The 21,015-nt window shown below is 62.0% G+C and carries 3 protein-coding genes; all 3 read right to left on the bottom strand.

Annotated features, from left to right (window positions below):
* The coding region (locus AC1DWA_RS30230; protein WP_477917420.1) for a non-ribosomal peptide synthase/polyketide synthase at positions 1-19,152 on the bottom strand (19,152 nt) is incomplete at its 3' end.
* Positions 19,153-19,611: 459 nt separating this feature from the next.
* Positions 19,612-20,217 carry a 3-oxoacid CoA-transferase subunit B gene (locus AC1DWA_RS30235; protein ID WP_176749024.1) on the bottom strand — a complete coding sequence of 202 codons (606 nt, stop codon included), beginning with the start codon at positions 20,215-20,217 and terminating at the stop codon, positions 19,612-19,614.
* A gap of 41 nt (positions 20,218-20,258) precedes the next feature.
* Entirely contained in the window at positions 20,259-21,014 is a 756-nt protein-coding gene (locus AC1DWA_RS30240; protein ID WP_007730192.1) for a CoA transferase subunit A, read from the bottom strand.
* Between the last annotated feature and the right edge of the window lies 1 nt (position 21,015).

Genomic DNA, 21,015 nt, shown 5'->3' on the forward strand with positions numbered 1-21,015 from the left:
ATTACGCTCCGCAGGCTGATCCGGATCCACCGGAACATACCCACCACCAGCCCTGAGCACACCGTAAACCGCAACCAACAAATCAACCGACCGACGAACCGCAACACCCACCAACGACTCCGGCCCCACACCCACCGAAACCAAATACCTGGCAAAACGATTCACCCGAGCATCGAACTCCGCATACGACAGAGACTGCCCCTCGAACGAGAGCGCTACCGCACCCGGAGACGCCGCCACCTGCGCATCGAACCCATCCAACACCGACACACCCGACACAACCCGAGCCGTGTCATTCCACCCCTCGAGCACCAACGAACGCTCAACAGAATCCAAAATATCAACGTCACCAACACGCACCGAAGGATCGGTGGCTACGGAGGAGAGCAGTCGAAGAACTCTGTCCAGCAACGCAGTTGCGTAGTCGGCATCGAAGAAGTCCGGTAGGTACCGCAGCGTCAAGTGCAACTGCTCGTCGAGTGCGATCAGCAGGGTCAACGGGTAGTTCGTGGAATCGTCCGAGGCGATGTCGTCGATCATCATTCCGTCGAGAACATCCGCCTGTGCGGCGAGGCCCTCACGGTCGACCGGGTACGACTCGAATACAACCAACGTGTCGAACAGTGTTCCGACGTCCGCTGCTTTCTGGACATCGGTCAAACCGAGATAGTGATGATCAAGCATTCTCGCCTGCTCGATCTGGACCCTGGCAACCAATTCTTCGACGGACTCCGCGGCGTCGAGGCGCACCCGCACGGGGAGGGTGTTGATGAACAACCCGACCATCGATTCGACGCCGGTGAGCGCCGGTGGCCGGCCGGACACTGTTGCACCGAAGACAACGTCGTCGGTTCCGGTCAACGCACCGAGCAGGACCGCCCACGCGCTCTGCACGATCGTGTTGGCGGTGACCCCGAGTCGTGCGGCCAGAGCGGTGAGCGCCGCGGTTGTCTCCGACGACATCGACACGTTCAGCTTCTGTGACAGCGCGGTGAATTCCTGTCCGCCTGTGACCTGAGCAAGCAGCGTCGGCTCTTCGACGCCGGAAAGCGCATCCGCCCAGGCCGTGAGTGATCGATCACGATCCTGATCGACAAGCCACGCCAGGTAATTGCGATAGCTACGCACACGCGGAAGAACCGAGTCGTCACCACGCGTCGCGTACAGCGCCAACAGGTTCTGCAAGAGCAGTGGCACCGACCAACCGTCGAGAATAATGTGGTGATTCGCCACCACCAAGCGATAGTCCCCCTCCGCCATGGTGACGAAGGTGAACCGAATCAACGGCGGTGATGCCATGTCGAAGTGTGTCGCCTGGTCAGCTGTCAAAACTTCGTCCAGGGCTGCCTCACGGTCGACCGCCGCGATATCGCTGAGATCGATGTTCCGCCACGGGACGGCAACATCTTCGAGGACTATCTGGACCGGCGTTCCGTCGTCGTCGGCCGTGAATGCCGTTCGCAGGTTCGCATAACGGTCGATGATWCCCTGTGCTGCAGTGCGCAATCGGTCGGCATCCACCTTCCCGGACAGAGTGAGAATCATCTGCACCGAGTAGAGGTCGACGCTGGATTCCGCCAACATCGCGTGGAAGAGCAAACCGGACTGCAGCGGTGCCAGGGGCCAGATGTCGGTCACCGTACCGAATCGATTCTCGAACCCGTCGATATCTCGTTGGCTCACGGAGACAAGCGGCACGTCGGACGGTGTGAGTCCACCGGCTCCGACGGAGCGAGAATGCTCCGCCAGGGCAGTCAGTGCTTCGACCCAAATCTGTGCAAATGTCTCGACACTCTCGCCGTCGATGGCACCGACGGGGTATGCGAAAGAGGCCTCCAGAACAGCACCGTCTGCGCCGTCGTTGACGATCGCATTGATGTCGACGACCTTGTTTGCGGGCATGTCGACGTCTTCGGGTGCCGACACCTTGGCGAAATCGCCGGCCGGCAGCCACCCGAGTCCCTCGACGCCTGCCGGAAGATCCTCGGCGACAACTCGTCCCAGGTAGTTGAAGCTGACCTGTCCCCCGGCGAAGCGAGAAAGCACTGCGCGCGTGTCTTCGTTCAGGTAGCGCAGCAGTCCGTACCCGACGCCCTTGTCCGGGATCGCCAGCAGCTGTTCCTTCACTGCTTTGATCGCGCGTCCCGCCGAATCACCTCCGGCGAAAGCGTCACCCAGATCTACCTCGGAAAGATCGAGACTGATCGGGAAGGCAGCGGTGAACCAGCCAACGGTCCTTGACAGATCCGCGCCAGGAATCACGGCTTCTTCGCGACCGTGGCCCTCGAGTTGCAGCAAGGCAGACGTCGAGTCGATTCCGGCTCGGCGACGCCACTCGATCAGCGCGAGTGCCAGTCCAGCGAGCAGGCCGTCGTTGGCGCCGCCGTTGAAAACCTCCGGCAGCGTGGTCAACAGAGTCTCCGTCACCTGAGTGGGGACCGTCACGCTTATCCGCTGAACCGTTGCCGCAACGTCGACGGCAGAGTCGTACGCCCTCTTACCCAGCACCGGGTCCGGTGTCTGCAACACCTTCCGCCACGTATCCAGCTCGGCCACACGCGAATCCCGATGGGCCTCTTCGGACAAAGCATGAGCCCAGCGTCGCATCGACGTACCCGTAGGTTCGAGAGCCACATCCCCCGTCGCTCCGCTCGCCCCGGCCATCTGAGCCGCAGCCGACACCAGATCCGGAACAATGATTCGCCAGGAAACCCCGTCGACGATCAAGTGATGCGCAGCAATGATCAAGCGCCCGGTGCGAGTGGGACCGAAGTCGACCCACACGAACTGAACCATCACGCCGCCTGCCGGATTCAACCGGCCGAGAGCCTCGTCGAGGCCCTTGGAAGCCGTGAGAACAATTGTCGACTCGTCCGAGGACGCATCAACATCCACCCGGCTGAGTAGATCCTCGACGTCCACGGTTCCCGGCTCGGAGACCGACATTCCCCAGCCGCGACCGTCGGAGATCAACCGCGATCGGAACATGTCATGGTGGTCGATGACGGCGGCGAGGGTTCGCACGATGTCGGTTCGCTGCGCTCCGAGTGGAAGCTCGAGAGTCATCGTCTGTGTGAATCGGTTGTAGCTGCCACCGCGCTCGACCATGAATCGTTCGATCGGCGTCAACGGCATCCAGCCGACTCCACCGCCCGGCAACTCCTCGAGCACCACCGCGGCCTCGACGTCGGCGGCATACTTCGCCACTTCGGCCAATGCCGCGACAGTCTTGCTCTCGAAGACGTCACTGGGTGCGAATACGACCCCACGTGCCTTCGCCCGCGAGACGAGCTGGATCGACATGATCGAGTCGCCGCCCTGCGCGAAGAATGAGTCGTCCGTTCCGATTCGATCCAGACCGAGAACGTCCGCGAAGATCTCGCTCAGGACTTGTTCCATCTCGGTAACCGGGGCGCGGAATTCCTTGGTCTCGAAGACCGGCGCTGGGAGCGCTTTTCGGTCCAGCTTGCCGGCCGGGCTCAGTGGCATGTCCGAGGAGACCATTATCGAAGCCGGAACCATGTGAGCCGGAAGGGTTCTGGAGACGAATTCGATCAATTCCGCCGAAGTGACCGAAGCGTTCTTTCCGGTGAACACGTACGACACCAGTGCCGGAGCACCCGACGGCAGGGTCGTACCCATCGTCGCAGCGAACTCGACCTCGGGGTGTGCGGTCAATGACGCATCGATCTCACCGAGTTCGATACGGAAACCGCGAATCTTGACCTGGAAATCGTTGCGGCCCACGTATTCCACGGCGTAGGTGGAGGGTGCGGTTCCAGCGACCCAGCGCACCACGTCACCGGTTCGGTACATTCGCTCGCCCGGATTACCGTGCGGGTTTGCCACGAATCGATCGGCGCTCAAGCCCGGGCGACGATGATAGCCGCGGGTCACCTGAGGACCGGACAGATACAGCTCGCCCGAGACTCCGAGTGGAACTGGATTGAGTCGTGTGTCCAGAACGAAAGCGGCCATGTCACCGATCGTGGCGCCGATGTCCATTCGGTCACCCGGCAGAAGCGGAACGCTGACGTTCGTCACGATCGTCGTCTCGGTCGGGCCGTAGACATTCAAGAACGTCCTGGGAGCCGAAGCCGATGCGGTCGAGCCGTCACCTGTCGTCCACTTGCTGATCAGTTCCGGCGAATACGCTTCGCCACCCACGCCTACGACCGTCAGGTCGTCCAGGCCGCTCGGGTCCATCGACGCCAGAGCCGCCGGCGTGATGAACGCATGGGTGACTCGTTCGCTACGGAACACCTCAGCCAGCTCGTCGCCGCCGTACACGCCAGGTGGGACGATGACCATCGTCGCGCCGGTGGCCACCGCGAGGAACAACTCGAGCATCGACGCGTCGAAACTCGGTGACGCGAAGTGCAATGTCCGCGAGGTGGGCTTCACGAGGTAATGCGCGGCCTGCGTGACACTGAAGCTCGCCAGACCTGCGTTGGTGGCGACAACGCCCTTGGGTAGACCGGTCGTGCCGGAGGTGTAGATGACCCAGGCCGGATGAGCGGTCGTCAGTGGACGGACACGTTCCTCGGCATCGATTGGCGCTGCGGACACTCCGGCGGTCATCTGTTCGCCGCGTGGTCCGTCCACGACCAACCACTCGACGTCGTCGGTGAGGTTCGGACGTTCGACGTCGAGGGTCAGGCCTACCTTTGCACCAGAGTCGCTGAGCATGTGCGCGATACGGTCTGCCGGATAGTGCGGATCGATCGGAACGACCGCTGCCCCGGTCTTCGACACTGCCCAGACCGCGAGTACCGATTCGACGGATCTCGGAATCGACACCGCCACAAGATCTTCAGCCCCGAGACCACGGTTGATCAAAACGCGGGCCAGCTTCGACGACCACTCGTCGACCTCGCGATACGTCATGGACCTACCGGCAGCGGCCTGCGCCGTGCCGGGGTAGCGCAATGCGACGTTGTCCGGGTAACGCGCAGCAGCGTCGGCAAGAATCTCGGCCAACGGCGCCTGCGCTACTCCTGACGAAGCCCTTTGACTCGTCAGAACCTCACGCTCGGACGAGTCGAGGATTTCGATGTCACCCACTGAAGTTGCGGGGTCCGTCGCAATTCCGTTCAGGATGCGCATCAATCGTGCGGCGAATCCGCGGACGGTCGATTCGTCGAACAGATCCGTCGCGTACGTGAACGTCGCCGACAGCCCTTCTGATACCTCACTGATCGTGAGCTGCAGGTCGAACTTGGCCACAGTCTCGTCGATTGCGAACTCGGCGGCCGTCAGACCCGGCAGAGCCAACGAATTCTGCCCCAGGTTCTGGAACGCCAATGCCACCTGGAACAGCGGGTGGTGTGCCCTCGACCGAACGGGATCCAGCACTTCCACGAGCCGCTCGAAGGGAAGGTCCGAGTGCGCGAACGCCTGAAGATCGGTCTCTCGAGCCGACGACAGAAGTGTGGTAAACGGGGCCGAAGGATCAACCTCGGTACGTAGCACCAAGGTGTTGACGAACATTCCGATCAGATCGTCGAGTTCGGATTCACCTCGTCCTGCCATCGGCGCGCCGATGGTGATGTCCGTTGTTCCCGACAGACGTGCGAGAAGTGATGCCAGCGCCGAATGGACCACCATGAACATCGACGCATTGTGCTCACGACCGACACCGATCAGCCGCTCATGCAGTTCCTGACCGATCGAGAATTCGAATGTTGCTCCCTGACCGGAGAATACCGCCGGCCGAGCCCGATCCCCCGGAAGATTCAACTGTTCGGGCACGCCGTCCAATGCTTGCGCCCAGTAAGTGATCTGCTGCGCGATGATTGACTGCGGATCGTCCTCGGACCCGAGAACCTCACGCTGCCAAAGTGCGTAGTCGGCATACTGCACCGGCAACGGCGTCCAGGTCGGAGCCTGGCCGTTGGTTCTGGCGTAGTAGGCGGTCATGATGTCGCGGGTCAGCGGGCCCATCGAGAAACCGTCGGTCGAGATGTGATGCACCACGAATACGAGAACGTGCTCGTCGGCCTTGGTCTGGAAAAGCCTGGCGCGCAACGGAACCTCGGTTGTCACGTCGAAACCCGTCGCCACGAAGTTCGTTACCTCGGAAACAATCTCTGAATCCGAGACCAAGGTTGCAGCGAGGTTCACGCCGACATCAGCCGGTGCAACGATCTTCTGGTAGCCGATTCCGTCGACCTCGGGGTAGACCGTGCGGAGAACCTCGTGGCGACCGACAACGTCCGAGACAGCCTGTTCCAGCCCCGACACGTCCAGTTTTCCGGTGAGCGTGATCGCAACCGGAACATTGTTCCCTGCCGAGTTCGTATCCAACTGGTTGAGGAACCACATGCGCTGCTGCGCCAACGACAACGGCACCTGCGCCGGACGCACCTGCGCAGTCAACGCCGCACGCGAACCGCCACCAACACGAGAACCGAGTCGGGCAGCAAGCCCTTCAACGGTCGACGCCTCGAACAACTCCCGCACCGACACCGAAGCATCCAACGCCTGACCCAACCGAGACGTCACCTGCGTCGCAATCAGCGAATTACCACCGAGCGCGAAGAAATCATCATCCAAACCAACACGCTCAACGCCCAGAACATCCGCAAACGTCTGCGCCACAACCTCTTCCACCACCGACGTCGGAGCCCGGAACACCGCAACCTGCAACGACGGAACCGGCAACGCCCGACGATCCAACTTCCCGTTCACCGTCAACGGAATCGAATCCAACACCACAAACGCCGACGGCACCATGTACTCCGGCAACAACGAACCCACACCGGTGCGGACATCGTCGACCGAAACGCTCACACCCGCAGCCGGAACCACATACGCCACCAACCGCTGATCACCCGGAGAATCCTCACGAACAACCACCGCCGTCTGCGCCACCGACACATCCGCCAACACCGCAGACTCGATCTCACCGATCTCGATCCGGAACCCACGGATCTTCACCTGATCATCCGCGCGACCCAGATACTCCAAATCACCAGCACTGTTCCACGACGCCACGTCACCCGTGCGGTACAACACCTCACCAGCAGCAAAAGGACTCGCCACAAACCGCGTCGACGTCAACCCCGCCTGACCCAGATAACCCCGAGCCAACTGCACACCCGAGACATACATCTCACCCGCAACACCAACAGGCACCGGAGCCAAACGCGTATCGAGCACAAACACCTGCAAACCCGAAATAGCCTGACCCACAACACTCGCCGACGCATCCRCCGCCAACGCAGCATCCAACACACGATGGCTCACATGCACCGTCGTCTCCGTGATGCCGTACATGTTCACCAACGTCGGCGCAGAGTCACCGCGGCGGCCATACCAGTCCGACAAGCGTCGAAGCTCGAGCGCCTCGCCACCGAAAACAACCCACCGCAACGACAACTCGGCAGCCAGACCGGATTCCGACGCCAACCGATCAGCCTCAGCCAACTGATAGAACGCCGACGGCGTCTGATTGAGCACCGTCACCCGCTCAGCAGCAAGCAACTCCAGGAACTGCTCCGGCGACCGCGACGTCACATAATCCACAACCACCAACGTGCCGCCGTACAACAGCGGACCCCACAACTCCCACACCGAGAAGTCGAACGCATAACTGTGGAACATCGTCCACACATCCGACTCGTCGAACCCGTACACACTCTCGGTATTCGCAAACAACTTCGCCACCGTGAAGTGCGGAACCTGCACACCCTTCGGGCGACCCGTCGAACCCGACGTGTAAATCACATACGCAACATTCGACGACCGCAACGGCGCAACACGATCCGCATCCGTCACCACCGAACCCTCGAACTCCGACACATCCACCGCGTCGATATCAACCACCGGCAAACCAGCGGGCAACACCAACTCACGCCCGGACCACGAAATCGCAGCCACCGGAGCAGCATCAGCCAACATGAACTCGACACGATCAGCCGGATACGACGGATCCACCGGCAAATACCCCGCACCGGACTTCACCACCGCCAACAACGCCACCACAAGATCCGCCGACCGCGGCAACGCCACCGCCACCAACGACTCCGGACCACAACCCTGAGCAATCAACCTGCGCGCCAACCGATTCGACCGAACCGACAACTCACCATAAGACAACGACTCGCCACCGAACCGCACCGCGGTCCGATCACCAAACCGCGCAGCAGCATCATCGAACCACGCCGACAACGTCGAATCCACACCACGATCGATCTGGCCAGCACTGAAGCGGGAGAGCAGGTTTCGTTCACCATCGACCAAGATGTCAACGTCACCCACCGCTACGGTGGGATCAGCAGTCACCGCGCGGAAGGTCCGTACCAGCCGATCACCGAATTCCACAACGGTCGACTCGTCGAACAGATCCGTCGCATACGTCAACGAGGCGGACATTCCGGCAGGTGCGCCGGCCTCGTCGGTTCGTTCAGTCAGAGTCAACTGGAGGTCGAATTTCGCCAACGCAAGATCGGCACTTTCGATCGACACTTCGAGGTCGCCCAGTTCGAGCGTTGCCTGTTCGTGGTTTTGGAACGTCAACGCCACCTGGAACAGCGGATGACGAGCCTGCGAACGAACCGGATCGAGAACCTCCACCACACGCTCGAACGGAACATCCGCATGCGCGAACGCCTGTAGATCCACTTCACGCGCCGAAGCCAACAGATCCGCGAACGACATCGACGGATCAACCTCGGTACGCAACACCAAAGTGTTGACGAACATACCGATCAGATCGTCGAGCTGCGCCTCACCGCGACCCGCGATCGGTGTACCGATCGCGATGTCGGTCGTTGCAGACAAACGAGAAAGTACGACGGCGAGCGCTGCGTGAACAACCATGAACGGTGTCGAGTTACTGCTGTGCGCAATCGAATTGACAGCTTCGTGCAGAGTGGCGTCGATATCGAACTCGACCTCGGCTCCGCGCCCTGAAGCGACCTCGGGACGCGGACGATCACCAGGCAGATCCAACTGCTCCGGAAGATCAGCCAACGCATCCGACCAGAACGCAATCTGCTTCGCGATCACGGACTGCGGATCCTCCTCGGACCCGAGAACCTCACGCTGCCACAACGAGTAATCGGCGTACTGCACCGGCAACGGCGTCCAAGCCGGCACGGACGCTCGTGTACGTGCTTCGTAGGCAACCATCACGTCGCGGGTCAACGGGCCCATCGAGAAACCGTCGGTCGAGATGTGATGCACCACGAACACCAGGACGTATTCGCTATCGCCGACTTTGAAGAGCTTGGCGCGCAACGGGACTTCAGACGTCACGTCGAAGCCGACCGTCGCCAGCTCTGCGACGCCTGCAGCCAGGCGATCTTCCGTGATCGACACGGGGCTGAGATCGACAACAACGTCTCGAACGTCACGGATTTCCTGATACCCGACGCCGTCGACGTCCGGATACAGCGTCCGCAGTGATTCGTGTCTGCCCACGACATCGATCACGGCAGCGTTGAGAGCTGCCACATCGAGGGCGCCCGAAATCCTGATCGCCGCCGGAACGTTGTTCACTGCCGACTCGGGTTCGAACCTGTTCAGGAACCACATGCGCTGCTGCGCCAACGAAAGTGGGATCCGAGCGGGCCGGGACTGCGGGACCAGTGGGGCCGTGGCACCCGAACCGGCGTGCAGCTCGAGCCGGAGGGCGAGTGACTGCACGGTCGACGCTTCGAAGAGCGCACGAACCGGAACGCTTGTGTCAAGCGCCTCCCCCAGCCGTGCCGCGACACGGGTCGCGATCAGCGAGTTGCCTCCGAGCTCGAAGAAGTCGTCGTCGCGGCCAACCTGTGCGACTCCGAGAACTTCGGAGAACACCTGCGCGACAGTCTCTTCGACGGTCGTGATCGGCGCCTGATACACCTTCGACTCGAACACGGGCGATGGCAGAGCTTTGATGTCCGTCTTGCCCGCGGTGGTCAACGGAATCGAATCGAGCACCAGGACCGAGTCGGGAACCATGTAGCCGGTCAGGAACGTCGACACCGACTCGATGACCTGTGCGGGATCCACCTCGGCGCCGGCCTGTGGCACCACGTATGCAACGAGGCGATCGCCGAAGTGATCGTCGGAGCGTACAAGAGCAACAGCTTGCGCAACGCCCGCGCATCGGGTCAGTGCGGCCTCGATTTCGCCGAGTTCGATACGGAACCCACGGATCTTGACCTGGAAGTCGCTGCGGCCCACGTACTCCACCGCGCCACCGTCGATCCACCGGACCACGTCACCCGTGCGGTACAACCGCTCTCCCGGCGCCCCGAACGGGTCTGCGACAAAACGACCCGCCGTCAATGCCGGCTGTCCCAGGTATCCACGAGCGACCTGAACACCCGACACGTACAACTCACCTGCGACACCAACCGGCACAGGCTGCAAGCGGCCGTCCAAGATCCGCGCGGCCATACCTCGAATCGGGCCGCCGATGTTCATACGATCAAACGCGGTCAGCGTATCGCTGATGTTCGAGGCGACTGTCGACTCCGTCGGACCGTACGCATTGAAGAATCCACGCACACCGCCATCCGGAAGCGGCACCGCCCACTTGGCAACGAGAGACCGCGAACTGGCTTCGCCACCGACGACAACCACCCGCAACGCGTCAAGCCCGCTCGGATCCACTGATGCCAGCGCAGCGGGCGTCACGAACGCATGCGTCACGCCCTCCGAGCGCAAGATCTCGGCCAGTTCCGCGCCGCCGTACACCGTCGTCGGCGCAATCACCATCGTCGACGCGGATCCGAATGCCATCAGCAACTCGAGGACCGACGCATCGAAACTCGGCGAGGCGAAATGCAGCGTCCGAGCATCCGCGGTCAGCGCATAGCGCTCGACCTGCTCGGCACAGAAATTCGCCACACCGGCGTTGGTGACCACAACGCCCTTGGGCAGACCTGTGGTGCCGGACGTGTAGATGACGTACGCAGGCTGCCGCTCGTCGATCGCACTACGTCGATCCGAATCACTCACCGGCGCGCAGGATTCTGCCGCGCACGCCGCCACTGTCTTCTCGTCGTCGAGAACAACCCACGTCAACGCCGACGGCAATCCTGCCTCGACGTCACTGAGCGCAAGACCCAGCACCGCACCGGAATCGGAGATCATGTGGGCGATACGGTCAACCGGATACGTCGGGTCGACTGGTACGAACGCAGCACCCGTTTTCGCCACTGCCCATAGAGCGAGAACCGAATCGGCCGAACGCGGAATCGCGATCGCGACCCGATCCTCCGGCCCGACGCCCTTCGCAATCAGAACACGAGCGAGTCGCGACGACCGCTCGTCGAGTTCGCGGTAGCTGATCGACTCACCGTCGAAGCGAATCGCATCCGCCGACGGATCCAAAGCGGCCGCCGCTGTGAGAATCTCGACCAGGGTTCCCGAGACCGACTGACCTCCATGAACATCGGCCAGCACACCCCGCTCGGCCGCATCGAGAATATCGATGTCACCGACGACAATCGAAGGAACCGACACGACAGTCTCGAGGATACGAACCAGACGCCGAGCAAACCCCTCGACCGTCGAAACGTCGAACAGATCTGCAGCAAAGGTGAATTCGGCCGAGAGCCCTTGCTGGATCCCGTCTTCGCCGATCGACTCGGTTACTGCGAGTTCGAGGTCGAACTTGGCAGTGGTCGTGTCGATTTCGGCGGCCTTGATCGCCAGTCCCGGCAGTTCCAATGCCGTTTGCGCGAGATTCTGCAAGGACAGCACGACCTGGAACAGCGGATGTCTGGCCTGCGACCGGGCGGGAGCCAAGACGTCCACCAACCGCTCGAAGGGCACGTCCGAGTGAGCGAACGCTCCGAGCGCAGAATCACTCGCCGCAGCCAGCAGATCCGTGAATGCCTGGGCCGGATCGACCTCGGTCCGCAGAACAAGCGTGTTGACGAACATGCCGACGAGATCGTCGAGCGCCTCGTCGCCACGACCGGCAACGGGAGTGCCCACGGCGATGTCCGAGGTTCCGCTCAGTCGGGCCATCAGAACGGCAAGCGCCGAGTGCAACGCCRTGAAGAGCGTMGCGTTGTTCTCCCGTGCCAGCGCGTCCAATCGACGGTGCACATCCCCGGAGATCTCGAACGCGAATCGCTCGCCGCGCATCGACGCCACATCAGGCCGAGACCGGTCCGACGGAAGCTCGATCACATCCGGTAGGTCTGCCAGAGTCTCGGTCCAGTACGAGATCTGCTGCGAGATCAGTGATTCCGAGTCGTCTTCCGACCCCAGAACCTCACGCTGCCACAACGAATAGTCGGCGTACTGCACAGTCAACGGCTGCCACGCCGGCGCGATCGCGTCCTTGCGTGCCGAGTAGGCAATCATGACATCGCGTGCCAGGGGCGCCATCGACCAACCGTCAGCGGCGATGTGATGAACCACGATCGCGAGGGTGTGCTCGGTGTCGCTGACCGTCAACAGGCGGACACGGATCGGCACGTCGACGGTGATGTCGATCGCTGAGGATCCGATTGCAGCGACTCGACTTTCGAGCTCGTCCGGATCCGAAACCGACTCCACGGTCAGTCCGCCAAACGCCTCCGAGAGCGACAGAATCGACTGCTTCGGTCCGGAAGCCCCGTCCGGATATACCGTTCGGAGCACTTCATGCCGGGCCAGTACGTCCTCGAGCGCAGTTTCCATCGCGGCAGTATCGAGTTGACCAGTCAGGTGCAGAGCAAAAGTGATGTTGTAAGCAGCTGAGTCGGTGTCGAAGCGGTTCAGGAACCACATGCGCTGCTGCGCCAGCGACAACGGAATTTCCGCGGGACGCACCTGTGCGACGAGCGCCTTCTGCCCGCCGCTACCTACGTGCGACTCGATGTGTGCGGCGAGCGCCTCGACGGTGGAAACGTCGAATAGCGTTCGCACCGGCACCGTCGTGTCGAGCGCCCGCCCCAATCGGGAGGTGACCTGAGTAGCCACCAGGGAGTTGCCACCGAGTTCAAAGAAGTCGTCGTCGAGGCCGACTCGTTCCACTCCGAGAACATCCGCAATCACCTGCGCGACAATCTCTTCCACCGGCGTAGTGGGTGCACGAAACTCGCGGACCTCGAAAACAGGCTCCGGCAAAGCCCGGCGATCCAATTTGCCCACCGGGGTCAACGGAACCTCAGCGAGTTCCATGATGACGGACGGAACCATGTAGCTCGGCAGAGATTCTGCCACGAACGAGGCGAGCACGTCCCGATCGAAACTCGACCCGTCAGCCAGTTCGACGTAGGAAACGAGGGTTGTGACACCCGCCGCGCCTTCGCTTCCGACCGTCACCGCGAAGCGCACAGACTCGTGCGAGGACAGAACTGCGTCGATCTCACCGAGTTCGATACGGAATCCGCGAACCTTGACCTGGAAGTCACTGCGGCCGACGTATTCGAGAACCCCCGCGTCACCGCGCGCGTCTCCGCCGGTCCAGCGCACGACATCGCCGGTCCGGTACATTCGCTCGCCGTCCGGCGAATACGGGTTTGCAACAAACCGTTCCGCAGAAAGACCTCGCCGCTCGTGGTAGCCGCGAGCCAATGCAGCGCCTGCAAAGTAGAGCTCTCCCCTGGTACCGACTGGAACAGGATGCAGACGCTCGTCGAGTACCAGTGCCGACATGCCCTCGACGGGACGCCCGATGTCGATCGATCGGCCGATCGCGAGATCGCCGAACGACGAGATGATAGTGGTCTCGGTCGGACCGTACCCATTGAAGTAGGCGCGCCCTGGGGCCCATTTCGCCAGCAACTCGGGAGTGGTCACGTCACCGCCGACGGAGACGACTCGCAATTCAGGCAGCTCTGCCGGCTCCATGGTCCCGAGTACTGCGGGAGTGATGATCGCGTGTGTGACCTTCTCGGAATGAAGAAGATCCGACAACTCGTGTCCACCGATAATTGTCGACGGAACGATCACCAAAGTTGCACCCGCAGAGAAGGCGACCATCCATTCGAGTACCGACGGGTCGAAGCTCGGCGAACAGATATGGAGGAAGCGTGAGGACTGTTCTACCTCGTAGCGACGCTGTGCTGCGTCTCTGACCCCACGGAGACCACCGTGAGTGACGCTGACACCCTTCGGTTTTCCCGTGGAACCGGATGTGTAAATGACATATGCAACGTGAGAACTGTGAATCGGAGCGATTCGGTCCTCGTCCGTGACCGGCGCTGAAGATTGCGTCGACAGTTCTCCGTTCAGCGCCTGGCCGTCAAGGACCAACCATTCTGTGACCGCAGGAAGCTTATCTACGAACTGTCCCGACGTGAGTCCGATCGCGGCCGAAGAATCGGCCAGCATGTGCCGGACACGATCTTCCGGATAGCTCGGGTCGACTGGGACGTATGCCGCCCCTGACTTCGCCACCGCCCATACTGCACAGACCATCTCGTACGAGCGAGGAAAGGCGAGAGCAACAATGGTCTCGGGGCCGGCGCCACGTCCGATCAGAACCCGTGCGAGCTTCGACGACTGCTCATCGAGCTCACGGTAGGTGATCGATCGACCCTCGAAGCGCACAGCAACCGAATCCGCCTCAGCCGTGCCGGACAGGAAGATGTCGACGAGACTCTGCCGGGGCATCGTGTAATCCGCGGCTACGACCGTCAGATCGGTGCGCTCGGAGCGTGAGAGCAGGTCGATATCGCCGACGATCGTTTCAGGTCGGGTAGCCACGGCATCGAGAATGCGCACGAACCGAGTAGCGAAAGWGTTCACCGTGGCCGGATCGAACAAGTCCGTGGCGTAGGTGAAGGTGGCACTCAAGACATCCGCGTCTTCGGTCCCTTCGGGATTCTCGGACACCATGAGTTCGAGATCGAATTTGGCGACCGGTACTTCCAATTCAGCTGCAACTGCTTTGACACCTGAGAATTCCAGTTCGCGTCGTCCACTGATCTCCGCAGTGAGCGCAACCTGGAACAGCGGGTGACGAGCCTGCGAACGCGCCGGACTCAGGACTTCGACCAACCGCTCGAACGGCACATCGGCATGCCCGTAGGCAGACAAGCCCGATTCCCTTACCCGAGCGAGCAACTCTTCGAATCGTTCGTTCGGATCGACCTCGGTGCGAAGCACCAGGGTGTTCACGAACATGCCGATCACGTCGTTGAGCGCTTGATCGCCTCGCCCGCCGATCGGGGCACCGATCGCGATGTCGGAGGTACCACTGAGCCGGCTCAACAGCGTTGCATATGCCGCCTGCAACACCATGAACAGCGAGACGCTCCTCGAGCGCGCCAACTCGTTCAACTTGCGCGTCGTGCGTTCGCTGATCTGAAAATGGTGCTTGGCACCGTGATTGGACGCGATGGCAGGACGAGGTCGGTCGGTCGGCAGATCCAACTGATCCGGCAAATCGGCAAGTGCCCGGCGCCAGAAGTTGATCTGGCGAGACGACTCCGAGCGCGGGTCTTCGTCGGATCCCAGTGCTTCGCGCTGCCACAGGGCGTAGTCGGCGTACTGAATCGGCAGCGGCGTCCACGCCGGCGCAGACTTCTCACTTCGCGCAGAGTATGCGACGAGAAGGTCACGTGCGAGCGGACGGAACGACAGTCCGTCTGCAGCGATGTGATGGAGAACCATCACCAGGACGTAGTCCGTCGGAGACACCTCGAAGAGGGCAACCCGTACCGGGATTTCGAGCGTCACGTCGAAGCCGCGAGACGCCACGTCGAACAGGGCCGCGTCGAGATGCGAATTCCGAATCTTGACCGGATTCAACTCCACTGCAGCCCGATCGACCGGCAGTACAAGCTGTTGCGCGGTTCCGTCGACATCAGGGTAGATCGTCCGCAAGGACTCGTGTCGCTCGAGAAGATCCATCACCGCGGCATGCAGGGCGGACGGGTCCACCGAACCGGTGAGCCGGACCGTGAACGGAAGGTTGTACGCGGGCGTCGACGGATCGAGACGGTTGATGAACCACATGCGCTGCTGTGCAAGCGAGAGCGGGACAACCTGGGGACGAGGCTTGGCGATCAGCGGGGTGAGCTGCCTGGCGTTACCCGCCACAGACTCGGCGCGGGCCGCCAAGGTAGCGACCGTGGTGGACTCGAAAAGCTCTCGAACGCCGAGTTGCACTCCCAAGGCGGAACCCACGCGGGTCACCAACTGTGTTGCAACCAGCGAGTTTCCACCGAGTTCGAAGAAGTCGTCGTCGATACCGACGCGCTCGACACCGAGAACGTCGGCAAAGACGTCAGCGACAACCCGCTCGATTTCGGTGCGGGGCTCGCGGTACTGCTTCGCACTCGCGAACACCGGCTCGGGCAACCCGGCACGATCCAATTTGCCACTCGTGTTGAGCGGCAACGCATCGAGCACCATCAACGCGGCCGGAACCATGTACGAAGGGAGGCTTCGACCGGCGAACTCACTGAGCACCGCAGCATCGATGTTTCGGCCCGGGCCCGGCACGACGTAGCCGACCAATTGATCACCGGTCGGGGTGACGGTCACCAAGACAACAGCCTGGGAAACGTCGGGGTGTGCCAGAAGGACGGTCTCGATTTCGCCGAGCTCGATGCGCTGCCCACGGAACTTCACTTGGAAGTCGGTACGCCCGATGTAGTCGAGGTTTCCGTCCTCACTGCGACGGACGAGGTCGCCGGTCCGGTACATACGCTCACCGGCCGTGCCGTACGGATTGGCTACGAACCGATCCGAGCTCAGGTCCGGTCGACCAACGTATCCGCGCGCGAGTTGAACGCCGGCGAGATAGAGCTCACCCGGCTGCCCGATGGGGGTCGGGCGAAGTTGTCCGTCCAGTACGTGCGCCTGAGTGTTCCACTGCGGCATACCGATCGGCACGGAAGTAGTATCCGTGGCCACGGCCTCGTAGTACGTGACCGATACCGCGGCTTCGGTCGGACCGTACAGGTTGTGCAGTCCGGCTCCACAGAGTTCGCGGAAGGCGGAAGACGTCTCGGGCGGGAGCGCCTCGCCGATGACGAACACGTGGCGCAACGAATCACAAGATCCGGCAGGTGCATTCGCAGTGAACAGCGTGAGCATGGATGGCACGAAGTCGGTGATCGTGACGCCGAGCTCCGCGATCTTGTTCGCCACGTAGATCGGGTCTCGATGACCGTCCGGAGTCGCGACGACGAGCGTGGCGCCGACCTGCAACGGCATGAAGAATCCCCACAGCGACACGTCGAATGTCGTAGCGGTCTTCTGCAGGTAGATGTCCGACGCCGAAAGCCCGTACTCGGCGTTCATCCACTGAAGCTGATTGTTGATCGCTGCGTGAGTGACCGCGACACCCTTGGGTCGCCCGGTCGAGCCGGAGGTGTAGATCACGTACGCGGTGTTCGAGAAATGCAAGGGAGACAGGCGATCTGCGTTGGCGATCGGCCTGCTGTCGAGCTGCCCATAGTCCAGTGTGTCGATCTCGATGACCCGTGTGCCCGAGGGCAGATCCACGTCGTCCCGCGCAGTGGTCACAACACACGTGGGCTGCGCCGACTCGAGAATGTAGGCCGTGCGTTCCGCTGGGTGGTCGGGATCCACCGGCACCCAGGCTCCGCCGGCCTTGGCAATCGCGTACAGACCGACCATCAAGTCCAAAGACCTGCGGATCGACAGTCCTACAAGCGATTCGGGCCCAACACCCATGGCGATGAGTTGACGAGCCAAACCATTTGCGCGAGAGTCAAATTCGGCGTATGTGAGGCTGGCGCCTTCGAAAACGACAGCGGTGGCATCGGGAGTTCTCTCGACCTGACGCTCGAATGCTTCGGTGATGGTCTGCGAGGCAACGTGGAAGCCGGTGCGGTTCCACAAGGCAACCTTGTTTCGCTCCTCGTCGGTGGCGACAGGAAGATCCCAGACCTTGCGGCTCGTTTCGGCCGAGACGAACTTCTCGAGAAACTCCACGAACCGCGAGTGATTTCGCTGGGCGTCCGCGGGCGCATACAGATTGGGATTCGACTCGAAGTCGATGTGTGTGCGGGTATCGCCGACGCTCTGGTACAGGTTGACACCGAGGTCTTCGATCAAACCCGTGGACAGGATGTGAAGCTCGCCGACGAGGGGCCCGAACGCCAACTCGGTGGAAAACATCATGATGTTGATCCACGGGCCGAAGAATCCGCCCCGGCCCGGCCCGTCACCGCCGCGAACCATGTCCTCGTGTCGGTATCGCTGGTGGCGCAGCGCGCCGGACATTTCGTTCCTGACGTCGTCCAGAAGCTCCTGGACGGTGGTGTCCGCAGTGACGGTCAGGCGCAGCGGCACGACGTTGGAGACCATGCCTCCGGATCGACGCAGCACGGCTGTCGTTCGACCGGAAACGGGCAGACTCAGCGACACGTCCTCTCGTCCGGTCATCTGAGCGAGGTACGCCGCAAACGCCGCGACGACAGTGCCGGCAACAGTGGTCTTCTCTATGCGCTCGAGGAACCGCCCGAGCAGCGCCTCGACGTGGTTGGACAGCGCTGCGCTGTCGATCCGACTGACTGGAGCCGGCGCGGCACTTCGACCCGCGAGGCTCGAGATCTCGTCGAGATTCTCGATCTTGTCTGCCCAGTACTTGCGATCGGTTTCGAAACGACTCGACTGGCGGTACTTGTTGTCTACCTCGTAGACGTTCCGGAGATCGGAGGCCTCACTCGGCTCCGGATCCCGGCCCTCCACGCGCGCCGAGTACAGCTCCGCCACACGAGTGACGAACGTCGACGCACCGAAACCGTCGAGAATTGTGTGGTGGACCCGCGTGTACCAGTAGTAGCGGTTCTCGCCGAGGCGCAGGATCGTGGCAGAGATCAGTCGGTCCGTAAGCATGTCGATCGGCCGACTGCGATCTGCTCGCATCCACCGCATGGCGGCGTCGTGCGAGTCGTCTTCACTACGAAGATCGACGTAACCGACTGAATCATCGAGTGTGGGGTCGATGATCTGGTACGGCTGGGCATCGATCTCGAAGATCCGCACGAAGGCCGACCCGATTTCGCGACCGGCGTCTGCACAGGCCTGGCGAAGGGCGTCAAGCTCCAGAGCACCACGGAGTTCGACGTACTGGGCGATGTTGACCGGTACTGCGGGATCAAGGTGCTGCGCGAACCACATACCGAGCTGGGCCGCCGAAAGTGGGAATGCGTCTGATCGCTGAACGTCTTCCGGCGAGCTGCCGACCTCCGGCTTGCCGCTCCCCAGTTCTCCGTTACCCAGCGAATTCACGCCCACAGCCTCTCTTCCACACCATTGCGCACCCGTGCGAGCCGAACGTCCGATTCGCAGCAGCTACCGACCTCATCCAACCTCGACGAGCCAGAACCACCCATTGTCTCCGATACATAGGTGACAAGAGAAATCCATACCCCGGTGTATCGACGGTTTTGCTGCAATTCGTTACAAATCGCCCAGCTCATCTACCCCCCGATCGCATTGCCGAAACGCACGGTTCAGACACTGTGCGCGACATCTCCACCCCTGGAACAATCAATTTGCTGCCGACGATCTGCACCCCCATCCACATCAGTCACCTCGGACAATTTACAGGCCCCTCAGCTACTTGGTGCCCGAGCTCGAACCAGATTCGACAGTCGCTGATCGAGACTATCGGTACACGCCGACAGACCGACGAAAGAACGCGCCGACCAGCGGTCGGCGCGTTCTTTCGATTGAAGGTACGAAGCTTCAGGAAAAACCCACACCAGTCACACTCTTCAGGTGTTCACTGGTGACACCTGGAGCCAGCTCCACAAGCTCCAGCCCGTCCGCGGTGACGTCCAGCACCGCGAGGTCGGTGATGATCCGGTTGACGACGCCCTGCCCGGTAAGCGGCAGGGTGCATGCCTCGACGATCTTGGGGTTTCCGTCGCGATCGGTGTGCTCCATCACGACGATGACGCGGCGGGCACCGTGGACCAGGTCCATCGCCCCGCCCATGCCCTTGACCATCTTGCCGGGGACCATCCAGTTGGCGAGGTCACCCGTCTTCGACACCTGCATCCCGCCGAGCACCGCGGTGTCGATGTGGCCGCCGCGGATCATCCCGAACGAGAGGGCCGAGTCGAAGAACGCGGCACCAGGATTGACAGTGACGGTTTCTTTACCTGCATTGATGAGGTCGGCATCGACCTGATCATCAGTCGGATACGGTCCGGTACCGAGGATGCCGTTCTCGCTGTGCAGGACCACCTTGACACCCTCGGGCAAGTAACTGGGGATCAGCGTCGGCAGGCCGATACCGAGGTTGACGTACTCACCCGGCCGCATCTCGGCAGCAGCGCGAGCGGCCATCTCGTGGCGGGTCCAACCGATACGAGTTTCCTCTGCGCTGCTCACTTGGTACCCCCTGAGACGGTCCGCTTCTCGATCCGCTTCTCCTGTGGGCCTGTGTGCACGACCCGCGCGACGAACACACCAGGTAGGTGCACGTGTGCGGGGTCGATGTCGCCCGGCTCGACGAGGTTCTCCACCTGCGCGATGGTGATCCGGCCGGCCATGGCAGCAAGCGGGTTGAAGTTCATCGCCGTCTTGTTGAAGACGAGATTTCCTTCGGTGTCGCCGTAGTCCGCGTGCACGAGCGCGAAGTCAGCGGTGATCGCCTCTTCCAATACATACGTGCGGCCACCGAACACTGCCGTCGCCTTCGGTGGCGACGCCACGGCGATCGAACCGTCCGGGTTGTATCGCCACGGCAAGCCGCCCTCGGCGATCGGTGTGCCGACGCCGGCCGGAGTGTAGAACGCCGGGATGCCGGTACCGCCAGCTCGCAGCCGCTCGGCCAGCGTCCCCTGCGGCGTCAACTCCACTTCGAGCTCACCGGCGAGATACTGGCGGGCGAACTCCTTGTTCTCCCCCACGTACGACGCCGTCACCCTGGCGATCCGGTGCGCGCCGAGCAGAATGCCGAGACCGTAGTCGTCGACACCGCAGTTGTTGGAGAACACCTCGAGATCGGTGGCGTCGCCGTCGGCGATCGCCGCGATCAGTGCGTCGGGAATACCGCACAGCCCGAAGCCGCCCACTGCGAGCCTGGATCCGCTCGCGATGTCGGCAACTGCCTCAGCTGCCGTATTCACGACTTTGCTCATC

The organism is Rhodococcus sp. P4_F3_2, assembly GCF_056401335.1.

Excerpts from the sequence above, each read along its gene's own strand:
- AC1DWA_RS30235 (WP_176749024.1), bottom strand. The coding sequence starts at position 20,217 with ATGGCCGCTCGCGCTGCTGCCGAGATGCGGCCGGGTGAGTACGTCAAC.
- AC1DWA_RS30240 (WP_007730192.1), bottom strand. The coding sequence starts at position 21,014 with ATGAGCAAAGTCGTGAATACGGCAGCTGAGGCAGTTGCCGACATCGCG.